This is a genomic window from Aeromonas sp. 600724, assembly GCF_049175135.1.
Classification (GTDB): Bacteria; Pseudomonadota; Gammaproteobacteria; order Enterobacterales; family Aeromonadaceae; genus Aeromonas; species Aeromonas veronii_A.
Genome location: NZ_JAAKUM010000002.1, coordinates 158782 through 171333, shown reverse-complemented (window position 1 = coordinate 171333; position 12552 = coordinate 158782). Strand labels below are relative to the sequence as shown.

At 59.5% G+C, this 12552-nt stretch carries 11 protein-coding genes; 2 read left to right on the top strand and 9 right to left on the bottom strand.

What is annotated here, in order from left to right:
• Positions 1-15: 15 nt before the first annotated feature.
• The 5 genes from G5168_RS02975 to G5168_RS02955 form a co-directional block, all read right to left on the bottom strand.
• A complete protein-coding gene (locus tag G5168_RS02975; protein WP_021230506.1) occupies positions 16-1362 on the bottom strand; it encodes an APC family permease in 1347 nt (448 codons plus the stop codon).
• On the bottom strand, positions 1362-1502 hold the full coding sequence (locus G5168_RS02970; protein ID WP_005338239.1) for a hypothetical protein: 141 nt from the start codon (positions 1500-1502) through the stop codon (positions 1362-1364). Before G5168_RS02970 ends, G5168_RS02975 begins: the two co-directional genes overlap by 1 nt.
• 647 nt (positions 1503-2149) lie before the next feature.
• Entirely contained in the window at positions 2150-3499 is a 1350-nt protein-coding gene (locus G5168_RS02965; RefSeq protein ID WP_227343014.1) for an APC family permease, read from the bottom strand.
• A gap of 367 nt (positions 3500-3866) precedes the next feature.
• On the bottom strand, positions 3867-5156 hold the full coding sequence (gene gabT, locus G5168_RS02960; protein WP_421249331.1) for a 4-aminobutyrate--2-oxoglutarate transaminase: 1290 nt from the start codon (positions 5154-5156) through the stop codon (positions 3867-3869).
• 124 nt (positions 5157-5280) lie between these two features.
• Complete coding sequence (locus tag G5168_RS02955; RefSeq protein ID WP_216953177.1) at positions 5281-6744, bottom strand: NAD-dependent succinate-semialdehyde dehydrogenase; 1464 nt, start codon at positions 6742-6744, stop codon at positions 5281-5283.
• A gap of 418 nt (positions 6745-7162) precedes the next feature.
• Between G5168_RS02955 and puuR the strand changes: the two genes are divergently transcribed.
• Both puuR and G5168_RS02945 read left to right on the top strand, forming a co-directional pair.
• Complete coding sequence (gene puuR / locus G5168_RS02950; RefSeq protein ID WP_337072501.1) at positions 7163-7699, top strand: HTH-type transcriptional regulator PuuR; 537 nt, start codon at positions 7163-7165, stop codon at positions 7697-7699.
• Between the two features lie 45 nt (positions 7700-7744).
• Entirely contained in the window at positions 7745-9022 is a 1278-nt protein-coding gene (locus G5168_RS02945) for an NAD(P)/FAD-dependent oxidoreductase (RefSeq protein ID WP_216953179.1), read from the top strand.
• Positions 9023-9150: 128 nt separating this feature from the next.
• On the opposite strand, the gene G5168_RS02940 is transcribed toward G5168_RS02945, so the two are convergent.
• The 4 genes from G5168_RS02940 to G5168_RS02925 all read right to left on the bottom strand — a co-directional run bounded on the left by G5168_RS02940 (position 9151) and on the right by G5168_RS02925 (position 12332).
• Positions 9151-9399 (bottom strand): DUF3297 family protein, encoded by a 249-nt coding sequence (locus tag G5168_RS02940; RefSeq protein ID WP_005347440.1) that lies wholly within the window; start codon positions 9397-9399, stop codon positions 9151-9153.
• Between the two features lie 206 nt (positions 9400-9605).
• The gene (locus tag G5168_RS02935; protein ID WP_040065876.1) at positions 9606-10094 is read right to left on the bottom strand and encodes a TIGR00645 family protein; all 489 of its coding nucleotides are present in this window, start codon (positions 10092-10094) and stop codon (positions 9606-9608) included.
• A 181-nt stretch (positions 10095-10275) separates the two neighbouring features.
• Entirely contained in the window at positions 10276-11658 is a 1383-nt protein-coding gene (locus G5168_RS02930) for an ATP-binding protein (RefSeq protein ID WP_216953180.1), read from the bottom strand.
• Positions 11658-12332 (bottom strand): response regulator, encoded by a 675-nt coding sequence (locus tag G5168_RS02925; protein WP_216953181.1) that lies wholly within the window; start codon positions 12330-12332, stop codon positions 11658-11660. Before G5168_RS02925 ends, G5168_RS02930 begins: the two co-directional genes overlap by 1 nt.
• Between the last annotated feature and the right edge of the window lie 220 nt (positions 12333-12552).

The window sequence follows — 12552 nt, the reverse complement described above, 5'->3', positions numbered from 1 at the left end:
GTTATCCGCAAAGGATCAGGCGTCAGCTGCTTCTTCGTACTGACGGAACGGGATGCGGAACACCGCCAGACGCAGGAACAGATAGGTTGCGCCGAGGCCAGCCCAGATCAGGCCCAGCTCCAGCGAGCTCTGCTCCAGGTTGATCCACAGCGCACCGATGGTGGCGGCGCCGAGCAACGGCATCAACAGGTAGATGACGTGATCCTTGAGGGTCTTGTTGCGTTTCTCGCGCACCCAGAACTGACCGATCACCGACAGGTTGACGAAGCTGAACGCCACCAGTGCGCCGAAGTTGACCAGCGCCAGTGCGGTATCCAGATCAAACGACACGGCGGAGAGGGCCAGACCGCCTACCATCAGCACGTTGATGGCCGGAGTACGGTATTTCGGGTGGATGTAGCCAAACACCCGCTCCGGGATCATGCGGTCACGCCCCATCACGTAGAGGATGCGCGACACACCGGCGTGAGCCGCCATGCCGGAGGCCAGTACCGCCACCGTGGTGCAGACCAGCACCACGGACTGGAAGAAGGTGCCGCCAACGTAGAGGGCGATCTCCGGCAGTACCGCGTCCGGATGCTGGAAGCGGGCGAGGCTCGGGAAGTAGAGCTGCAGGCAGTAAGAGACCACCACGAAGATGATGCCGCCGATAAGGGCCGTCAGCACGATCGCCTTGGGGATCACCTTGCCAGCGTTCGGAGTTTCTTCGGAGAGGGAACTCAGACCGTCAAAGCCCAGGAACGAGAAGCAGAGGATGGTCGCACCGGTAAAGAGCGGTACCAGCTGTGCTGACTCGAAGTGGAACGGACGGCTGCTCATCAGGGTGCCAGCCCCTTCACCGTGGTAGATGCCCCACGCCATCAGGCCGATAAAGAGGGTGATGATGGCCAGCTGGATCACCACGATCAGACCGTTGAAGTTGGCGACCAGATTGATGCCACGCAGGTTCAGGAAGGTCATCACGGTCACCAGACCGAAGATGAACACCCAGGGCTCAACGCCCGGGAACATGGCGGTCAGGTAGATCTTGGCCAGCAGGATGTTGATCATCGGCATGAACATGTAGTCGAGCAGGGATGACCAGCCGACCATGAAACCGACGTAGGGGTTGAACACCTTCTGGGCATAGGTATAGGCAGAGCCCGCAGAGGGGAACTTGCGTACCAGATGTCCGTAGCTGAAAGCGGTGAGCAGGATGCCACCCAGAGCCAGCAGATAGGCGGTGGCAACCCGGCCATCGGTGATGTCACCGACGATGGCGAAGGTGTCGAAGACAGCCATGGGGGTCAGATAGGCCAGACCCATCACAATCACTTGTGTCAGGGTAAGGGTCTTGAGCAGCTTGGCGTTTTGCGATGCCATTACGCTTTCTCCTCAATCAGTGCCGCAGCACGTGCTTGCAACGAGCGCAGGGATACGATGGATTCGCAAGCCTGTACATCAAGGGCGCCGGGGAGGCGCATACCGGGCTGTACCGGCAGGAAAGCATTAAAACGCCCCATTGTTATCCTCTCAACGTCGGGAGATTGTTTGGCAATCTCGAATATCACTTCCGGAAATGTTCCGGCCTCTTGTGGTGGGTTTGTACTGCACTTCAAAATAGAAAAACCGATGTCGCAGTGAACATCGGTCCTTTATTGGCGGCGTATTGTGCATTCGGTCAGCCCCCTTGACAAGCAAAAAAGGGCGGATTAACGCATTTTTTTGCATACGCAGGGGGCGGGTAAGTGGTCACTCGCCCCCGGCAGCCGTCCCCGAGCCGCTCCCCCCTTTTCGGGGGGTAAGAGAACCCTGTCGTAACGTATGAAAAGTCGGCAAATCGGGGCTGCAGGGTGCATAGCGCCTCAACATTGATCCTGATCATATTTGCCGGCGTTCCCCCGGGCTCGAGTCCAGCGATCTTATCGGCTGGCGGGGGATGGGAGGGGGTGAAATGGAAAAAGAGTGATTGCATATCCATTCACATTAGTGACTAATGATAGGAGGCGACGCGGCTCGGGCCATGGCACGGCGAGCGGTCCGGCTGGGTAGTTATTTGAAATCAGTCACACTTCCTGCAGAAACCGCGTTTCTGGCAACCAGCTCGCCGCAAAAACAACAAGGAGCTCGCAGGCTCCTTGTTTTGTATGGCGGTATGGTTGAGCCGCGATTACTGGGCGATCTCCACCTTGTCAGCAGGTTGTAGCGGGATGCGGAACACGGTGAGGCGCAGGAACAGGTAGATGGCACCCAGCGCCGCCCAGATCAGCCCCAGCTCGAAGGAGGCGGGTTCCAGATTGAGCCACAACACCCCGATGCAGGCGGCGCCACAGAGCGGCAGCAGCAGGTACATCAGGTGATCCTTGAGACACTTGTTGCGGCCTAGCTTCACATAGAAGTGGGCAATCACCGCCAGATTGACGAAGGTGAAGGCCACCAGGGCGCCAAAGTTGATCAGTGCCAGTGCCATCTCGAGATCGAACGATACCGCCGAGAGGGCCAGCAGACCGACCAGCAGCACATTGCATGCCGGGGTCTGCCACTTCGGATGCACATAGGAGAAGAAGCGACTCGGCAGAGCGCGATCACGACCCATTACATAAAGCAGGCGCGACACCCCGGCGTGAGAGGCGAGTCCCGAGGCCAGCACCGCCACCGTAGTGCAGACCAGTACCACCGCCTGGAACAGTTTGCCACCGACATAGAGAGCGATCTCCGGCAGGACTGCATCCGGTTGCTTGAAGCGGGAGATGTCCGGGAAGTAGAGCTGCAGGAAGTAGGACGTGCTGACAAACAGCACACCGCCGATCAGCGCCGTCAGCACGATGGCGCGGGGGATCACCCGATCCGCGTCCGGTGTCTCTTCCGACAGGGTGCTGATGGCATCAAAGCCGAGGAACGACAGACAGAGGATGGAGGCACCCATCAACAACGGCGAGATGTTGATCTGCTCGGAGAAGAAGGGACGGCTGCTGGCCACGGTCCCCAACCCTTCACCGTTGTGGACGCCCCAGGCGATCAGGCCGATGAAGACGGCGATAATACTGAACTGCATGATGACGATCAGGCTGTTGAAGTTGGCCACCAGCTTGATACCGCGCAGGTTAAGGGCGGTCATCACCGCCGCCAGACCAAAAATATAGGTCCAGGGCTCCACCTCGGGGAAGAGAGCCTGCAGATAGATCTTGGCCAGCAGCATGTTGATCATCGGCATGAACATATAGTCGAGCAGGGAGGTCCAGCCCACCATAAAGCCGACATAGGGGTGAAACACCTTCTGGGCATAGGTATAGGCGGAGCCTGCCGACGGGAACTTGCGTACCAGATGGCCGTAGCTCAGGGCTGTGAACAACATGCCGATGAGGGCAAAGAGGTAGGCGGTCGGCACATGGCCTTCGGTAATTTCGGTGACGATGCCGAAGGTATCGAATACCGCCATGGGAGTGAGGTAGGCAAGACCCATGACCACGACCTGCCACAGTTTCAGGGTCTTTTTCAGACCAACCGGTTGGGCGTTCATCATGCCTGTTCCTCACGCGGTGCCAGGGCGGCACACTCCATCAACGAAACCGGGAGAGAGGCCCGGGAATCAAGGGCGCCGGGGTGGCGCGCGCCGGTCAGAGCCGGCAGGAAAGCATAGAGATGCCCCATGTTGTTCCTCACAGAATGTGGTGTCGGGAGATTGCTGCCAATCTCGCTATCTTTTCCGGGGGTTATCCGGCCTCGTTTATGGGTTTGTTCGCTGCACAAAAAAGGACCGGTGAGATGTGGTGATACCGGTCCTTGCAGTGGCGGCGCATTGTGCATTTGCAGGGCCCCCTTGACAAGTAAAAAAGGGGGGCGAAACTGCATTTTTTTGCACAGGTTAGCGATTGCTTTCCTGCTGGTCAGTCCAGCACGGCCTCCAGCGATTTTTCAAGGAGTCGCAACCCTTCGTCAATCACTGCCGCAGGGGCGGTCAGGGGGGCGAGAAAACGGATGACATTTGCGCGCACCCCGCATGAGAGCAGGATCAGACCGCGCTTGCCCGCCTCGGTCACCAGACGTTTGGTTAGGTCGGGATCGGGCCGGCTGGCATCACGTTGTTTCACCAGTTCCATGGCCACCATGGCTCCGGGTCCACGAATTTGACCTATGCAGTCAAAACGCTCGGCTATGCGTTCCAGTCCCGCCTTGATCTGCTCACCTTGCGCCTGGGCCTTCTGGTTGAGCTGCTCCTCTTCGATCACCTGCAACACCGCCAGCGCGGCGGCGCAGGCAATGGGGGAACCGGCATAGGTGCCACCCAGGCCCCCCGGCTTGGCGGCGTTCATGATCTCTGCCTTGCCGACTACTGCAGAGAGCGGGAAGCCCCCCGCTAGACTCTTGGCCAGGGTCATGATGTCCGGCTCGATGCCGGCATACTCGGTGGCGAAGGTCTTGCCGGTGCGGCAGAAGCCGCTCTGGATCTCGTCACAGATGAGCAGAATGCCGTGCTGATCGCAGATGCTGCGCAGCTTCTGCATAAAGCTCGGGGAGGCGGGATAGAAGCCCCCTTCTCCCTGTACCGGCTCGATGATGATGGCGGCAACGCGGGAGGGTTCGATGTCGGCGCTGAAGCAGAGATCGAGGGCGTACAGGGCATCCTCTTCACTTACCCCCAGATAGTCGGCGGGGAAGGGGATGTGGTAGACCTCACCCGGGAAGGGGCCAAAGCCGGTCTTGTAGGGGACCACCTTGCCGGTGAGCGCCATCCCCATCATGGTGCGGCCGTGAAAGCCCCCCTTGAAAGCGATGGTGCCGCTGCGACCGGTATGGGCGCGGGCGATCTTGATGGCGTTCTCGACTGCCTCGGCACCGGTGGAGAGAAACAGGGTGCGTTTCGGGGTCGGGCCGGGCACCAGGGCGTTGAGCTTTTCGGCAAGCTCGATATAGCCCGGGTAAGGGGTGACCTGAAAGCAGGTGTGGCTGAATTTTTCCAGCTGCTCGCGCACCGCCGCCACCACCTTCGGGTGGTTGTGGCCGGTGTTGAGCACGGCGATGCCGGAGGCAAAGTCGATGTAGCGGTTGCCCTCCACATCCCACAGCTCGGCATTTTGCGCACGGTCGATAAAGACCGGCAGCAGGGTGCCGACGCCGTTGACCACGGCCGCTTCACGGCGTGCTTGCCACGCCTTGTTTGATTCTGACTGACTCATCTTTCCTCCCTGAGGGGCCGCAGCCCCTGATATTCCCTGAAAATGTGGTGGGCGATCTGGCGCCCATTACCGCCGAACAGCCCATCGGGCCAGATCGGCGGCCTGTCGTCTCTGTTTTACTGCCCTAGCGAATGGCGCCAAAGCAGAGATATTTGGTCTCCAGATACTCCTCCAGCCCCTCGGCGGCCCCTTCCCGGCCCAGACCTGACTCCTTGATGCCGCCGAAGGGAGCCAGCTCAGTTGAAATGATCCCCTCGTTGATGCCGACCATGCCGTATTCAAGCTGCTCGGCGACGCGCCAGACACGGGCGATATCGCGGCCATAGAAGTAGGCGGCGAGCCCATAAGGGGTATCGTTAGCCAGCGCGATGGCTTCGGCTTCCGTCTCGAAGCGCACCAGCGGGGCGACCGGGCCGAAGATCTCCTCCTGCAGGATGGGGTTGGTTTTATCCACCTTGCCCAAAATGGTGGGTTGGTAGAAGAGGGGGCCGGCGGGGTGTGCTTCGCCCCCCAGCAGTACTTCGGCACCGGCGGCGACTGATTGCTGCACCAACTCGGCTACCTTGCTGGCGGCGGCGGGGTTGATGAGCGGGCCGATCTGGGTGCCTTCCGCCATGCCATCTCCCACCTTGAAGGCTCTGACGGCAGCGGTCAGCTTCTCGGCGAAGGCGTCATAGATACTGGCCTGCACCAGAATGCGGTTGGCGCAGACGCAGGTTTGCCCGGCGTTGCGGTATTTGGAGGCGAGTGCCCCGGCCACGGCGGCGTCGAGGTCGGCGTCGTCAAAGACGATAAAGGGGGCGTTACCGCCCAGCTCCAGCGACAGCTTCTTCATGGTGTCGGCGCACTGGCGCATCAGCAGCTTGCCGATGCGGGTGGAGCCGGTGAAGGAGAGCTTGCGCACCACCGGATTGCTGCACAGCTCGTTGCCCACAGCGCTCGCCTGATGGCTGGTGACGATATTGATGACACCGGCGGGGATGCCCGCCTGCTCGGCCAACACCGCCAGCGCCAGCGCGCAGAGCGGCGTTTCTGCGGCGGGTTTGATGACGATGGTGCAACCCGCTGCCAGCGCAGGGCCCGCCTTGCGGGTGATCATGGCAATGGGGAAGTTCCACGGAGTGATGGCGGCGACTACCCCGACCGGCTGCTTGATGGTGGCCAGCCGGCGATCGCCGCTAAAACCCGGGATGGTGCGGCCATAGGCGCGCTTGCCCTCCTCGGCGAACCACTGGATAAAGCTGGCGCCATAGGCCACCTCGCCCTTGGCTTCTGCCAGCGGCTTGCCCTGCTCGCAGGTCATGATGCGCGCCAGCTCGTCGCTATGGGTTGTGATGGCGGCAAACCAGGCGTAGAGCTTGTTGCTGCGCTCCTTGGCGGTCAGCGCAGCCCAGGCGGGTTGCGCCGCGTGGGCGGCCGCGATGGCGCGGCGGGTATCCTCGGCATCCATGTCGGGCACCTGGGTAATGACGGCCCCGCTGGCAGGATTGGTCACCTCGAAGGTGCGGCCGCTGGCGGCCTCGCACCAGTGACCAGCTATATAGGCACGGGATTTGATCAAGCTTTGATTGGAACTGGTAGCGGACATGGCAAGCCTCGATGATGAAACCTGGCAGCAAGGTGGCGATGATGCGGCTCATCCTGTACTGCTGCCGTATAAAATAATAAGCACAGAGAGACCATAAATTGAGCGCAAATGTTTTTCAAGTGTTAAATATATTTGAATTGTTGGTGTGTCGCATGCTAGAAATTGGGCTGTGTAGCGCAGTTTAACCAGATGAACAGGGTATCGCACGATAAGTGGTGTGCAAAATAATGAACGCCAGGCTGTGTAAGATAGCAAACAGTGATGCCATGGCTGGTCCGCTATTTTAACCAGTGGCAACAGGGAGGTGGCCAATGTACCAACGTGACAAGGGAATCGATGGCGGAGGCCTGCCATGAGCGGGGCGCCAACCCAGAGCAGCAGTACCCGCTTCGGTCAGGGGGCTGCACGGCAGGCGAGCATGGGGGAGCGGCTGGCGGCGGTGCGTCATCAACTGGGGCTCTCCCAGCGGAGGGCGGCCGAGCTGAGCGGCCTGACCCACGGTGCTATCTGCATGATCGAGCAGGATAAGGTGAGCCCCTCGGTCGCCTCGCTGCAAAAGCTGCTCACCGTATATGGCTTGCCATTGTCACGCTTTTTTGCCGAAGAGGAGCTGAGTCGCCCGCCGCAGGTGGTGATCAAGGGTGATCAGTTGATCGAGCTGGGCAGTCAGGGGGTCTCGATGAAGCTGGTGCACAACGGCAACAACCGCCGCCAGCTCGGCTTTATGCTGGAGACCTACCCCCCGGGCACCGACACCGGTGGTCAGGTGACCCACCAGGGAGAAGAGGTGGGCACTGTGCTGGAGGGTTCGGTGATCCTGACCGTGGCAGGAGAGAGTTATCAGCTGGAGGCGGGTGACAGCTATGTGATCGACACTGGCGAACCCCACAGCTTCAGCAATCCGTCGGGGGAGACCTGTCGCATCGTCAGTGCCCATACCCCGGCCAGTTTTTAATCTTGGAATAGGGTTTGCCAACCAAACCGGTAAGGAAACAGGATCATGACCGAACATGTAAACAGTTACTACGCAGCCAGCGCCAATAAACACGCGCCCTACCCGACACTGACCGAGCAGCTGGAGTGCGATGTCTGCGTCATCGGGGCGGGGTATACCGGCCTCTCCAGTGCCCTGCATCTGGTGGAGAAGGGCTACAAGGTGGTGGTACTGGAGGCAGCCCGGGTCGGTTTTGGCGCCAGCGGCCGCAACGGCGGCCAAATAGTCAACTCCTACAGCCGCGACATTGACACCATAGAAGCGAACTGCCCGCCGGATCAGGCCAGGCTGCTCGGTTCCATGCTGTTTGAGGGGGGGCAGATCATCCGCGAGCGGATCAAACGCTACAACATCCAGTGCGATCTGCAGGAGGGGGGCGTCTTTGCCGCCGAGACCGAGAAACAGTTCCACGAGCTCAAGGCGCAGCAGGCGCGCTGGCAGAAGTGGGGCAACGACAAGCTGGAGCTGCTCGATGCCAGAGGCGTGCGCGAAGTGGTGGCGAGCGATCGCTACGTCGGCGCCCTGCTCGACAAGAGCGGCGGCCATATTCACCCCCTCAATCTGGCTCTCGGCGAGGCTGAAGCGATCCGCATGCAGGGTGGGCAGATCTTCGAGCAGTCTGCCGTTACCAGCATCACCCCGGGCCAGCCTGCTCTGGTCAAGACCGCCAAAGGAGCGGTGAAGGCGCGCTACATAGTGGTGGCCGGTAACGCCTACCTCGGCAATCTGGTGCCCGAGCTTGCCGGCAAGAGCATGCCTTGCGGCACCCAGGTGATCGCCACCGAGGTGCTGGGGGAGGAGCGGGCCCGCGAGCTGCTGCCGCAGAATTACTGCCTGGAGGATTGCAACTACCTGCTCGACTACTACCGCACCAGCGCCGATCACCGGCTGATCTATGGCGGCGGCGTGGTCTATGGCGCACGGGATCCGGCAGATATCGAGCGGCTGATCATCCCCAAGATGCTCAAGACCTTCCCCCAGCTTAAAGACGTCAAGGTGGAGTACACCTGGACAGGCAATTTCCTGCTCACCCTGTCGAGGCTGCCACAGTTTGGTCGCATCGGCCCCAACATCTACTACATGCAGGGCTACAGCGGCCACGGTGTCACCTGTACCCATCTGGCGGGCAAGCTGCTATCCGAGGTGCTGAGCGGTCAGGCGGAGCGCTTCGATGCCTTTGCCAAGCTGCCGCACTACCCCTTCCCGGGCGGTCGCCTGTTCCGCATTCCCTTCACCGCCGCGGGCGCCGCCTGGTACACCTTACGCGATCGGTTGGGGGTATAAGGGCTGCCCGGCGAGAAATATGGTCTGGTGCTGGCGACGATGCGAGCGCAGATGCCAGCACAAATGCCGAAAAACAGAAGGCCACCGCGAGGGTGGCCTTCTGTTTTACCCGAAGCGGGTTGCCGCGATTAGCTGTAATAGGCTTCGACGGTGCCCTTGAGTTTGATCAGGATGGGTTGACCACGGCGATCCAGCGCCTTGGGGGAGGGGATCTTCACCCAGCCTTCACTGATGCAGTACTCCTCGACATCGGTGCGCTCTTTGCCGTTCAGGCGAATACCGATCGGGTGCTCGAAGCAGGCTGCCACATAGTGAGGGCTGCGGGGATTGCAGGAGAGGTGATCCGGCAGAGCCGGTTTGGTGCTGGTATCGCTCATCGATATAACCCGAAATGAATAAAAAGTGGGTCATTGTAGAGAATGCCGCCATGGCATTCAAGGCGGCCACAATACCGGCCAAGGCGGGCGGCCATCTATGTTGGTGACTTGCTTATCCCCGTTGCCAATCCATCCCCAGCTCGGGGCGACCGCTATGCCCGATCCGGATTGCGTTATCGGGCATAGCGTCTATTACAGGCTGACTTCTATTTGCGGGTCAGCTTGTCGAGGTAGCCCATGGCGAAGGCCGAGAGGACAAAGGTGATGTGGATCAGCAGGTACCACTTGATCTTGTCGTTGGGGAGGTTTTCGGCATTCATAAACACCTTGAGCAGGTGAATGGAGGAGATGGCGACAATGGAGGCGGCGACCTTGTTTTTCAGGGAGCCGGCATCGAGCTTGCCGAGCCACACCAGTTTGTCGCTCTCATCCCCTACATCGAGGCGCGAGACGAAGTTCTCATAGCCGGAAAACATCACCATCACGATAAGTCCCCCTACCAGGGTGATATCGATCAGCGACAGTGTGACCAGCACCAGATCCACCTCTTTCATCTCCAGTATGTTGGGCAGGATATGGAGGATCTCCTGAAAGAATTTCACCCCCAGTGCCAGCAGTATGAGGCTGAGCCCAAGATAGATGGGGGCCATGATCCAGCGGGATGCGTACATCAATCTTTCAAACATGTTTTCCATAGTGCGATTAAAGATCCATCAAATGGTTAACAAACGAGTCGGCCATAGCTTAACCGAGATGCCTCACATCTCAAGCATCTCGATAGCATATTGCTGAATTGGGTGGTGCCAGGCAGGATTTTTTAACCCCGGGGAGGGCGATGGAGCGGTTGGCAGGGCTCGTGGCCTTGCCCATCCGGTGTCAGGGAAGATCCAGGGTAAAGCGGGCACCGCCGAGGGGAGATTCATCGACCCGGATCTGGCCGCCGTAGCTGTGAACGATCTCGGTCACGACAGCCAGACCGATGCCCTGGCCGGGCGAGCTGTCAGCGCGCACGCCACGCTGAAAGATCTGCTCCGATTTGGCCGGATCGATGCCCGGGCCATCATCTTCTACCTCGATGCGTAACCGATCGAGATGGCGGCGTACCGTCACCTTCACTTCGCTGATGGCAAATTTGCAGGCGTTGTCGAGCAGGTTGCCCATCAGTTCCATCAGATCGCCCTGTTCGCCGTGGAAGAGGGCATCATCATCGAACTGGAAGTGGGTCTGCAGCTTCTTGTGGCGATAGACCTTGGCCAGACTGGCCAGCAGCTTCTCGATGAGCGGTACCGGCTCGGTGCCCTTGCTGGCGAGGCGCTGGCGACCGGTGACGGCTCGTCTGAGTTGGTACTGGATCATCTGATCCATGGTGAGGATCTGTTCATTGATGTTGTCGTGGATCTCCCTCCCCAGCTTCATTTCGCGGGTGGTGATCTGGATCAGCGCCAGCCGTGTTTTCAGGCTGTGAGCGAGATCGTTGAGGGCATGCTGGTAGCGCTGGGTCTGCTGGCGTTCGTTCTCCAGCAACTGGTTGATGGAGTCGGTCAGCGGGGCCAACTCCCGTTCAAAATCATGGGCGATAGCATCCCGCTTGCCTGCCCGGATGTCGTCGAGCTGATTGGCGATAGTGCGCAGGGAGCGGAGGCTCCAGAAGGTGGTGAGCAGCAGCAGCCCGGCCAGCAGCAGATAGGCGAGCAACGCCTGTTTGGCCGTCTGGTAGAGGTAGGCGCGGGACTCTTCGTGATAGCGTTTGGCCGAGTCAATCATCACCACGTAGTAGGCTGTGGTGCCGCTGCCGGGATTGCGGGTAAAACGCAGGCTGTAGACGAAGTAGCTCTCGCCGTTCTTGATGGTGTGCTTCTTGAAGAAGTAGTCGAGATCCATTCCCCCCAGATACTTCATCAGGTCCCGACAGATGGTCTGTTTGGCCTTGATCACCTCCGGCATATGGAGGCTCGACCAAATCAGCTCGCCATCGGCACGACAGATCAGCGTATCGAGATTGCTGTTACTGACCTGGCGGGAAATGCGTCCGATCTCGGTGGCTTCGCTGTTGACTGGCTTGGTAGAGGAGAACATCTTGGCCAGGTTCTCCTGCATGCCGGCGCTCGCCTTCTGGCTCTGCTCCTCCATGTGGCCGAGGTAGAGAGCATAGACGGCGAACCCCATGCTCAGTGCGATGACCAGCAGCGAACTGAGCAGCAGTTTGATGTGCAGAGAGCTGCGGAGCATCCTGATGGGACGTGGCAGATGAAACTGCATCAGCTACAGGAGAGGTTGAAGATGTAGCCCTGACGACGGATGGTCGAGATGGGTTGAATCGTCCCTTCCGGATCCAGCTTTTTGCGCAGGCGGCTCACCATCACCTCTATGGTGTTGGGATCCCCCTCTCCATCGCCGTAGAGCTGGTCGAGTAACTGCTGCTTGGAGACCACCTGACGGGCGTTGCGCATCAGGTACTCCAGAATCAGGTATTCAAAGCTGGTGAGCACTGCCACTTCACCGTCGATGGTCAGCTCCTTGCGGGAGAGATCCAGCTCGTAATCACCGGCCTTCACTCTGGGGGAGATAAAGCCGGCGCTGCGGCGCATCAAGGCATTGAGGCGGGCCAGCAACTCATCTTTCTGGAACGGTTTGACCAGATAGTCATCAGCCCCCGCCTCCAGTCCTTCGACCTTGTCCTGCCAGTTGCCACGGGCGGTCAGCACAATGATGGGGAAGGGGATCTGCCGTTCGCGCAGTTGGCGGATCAACTGCAAGCCATCCATATCGGGCAGACCGAGATCGATGATCGCCACATCAATGGGGTAGTCGGCGGCATAGTGCAACGCAATTCCGGCCTGATCGGTGCTGTATACCTGATTGTTGGCTTCGGTCAGCAGAGAGGAGAGGTGGTGATTGAGCAGCTTGTCGTCTTCGACCAACAGAATTTTCATGATGTGAACGGTCATAGGGGTCCAGACTGTCAATTAGAAAGTGTATGTCGCTTTGAGTCAATTCGAATCCTATCGTGCAGCTCCTGTATCGGGACTGAATCATAAGGCGTTCTGCTTGTAGAGACCTGTCAGAGGCCTGAGCAGTGGGCCGCTTCAGAGACACCGGTCTTGTCGCGTTCAAAAAACAGAAGGGGCAATGTGTGCCCCTTCTGTTTTTGTT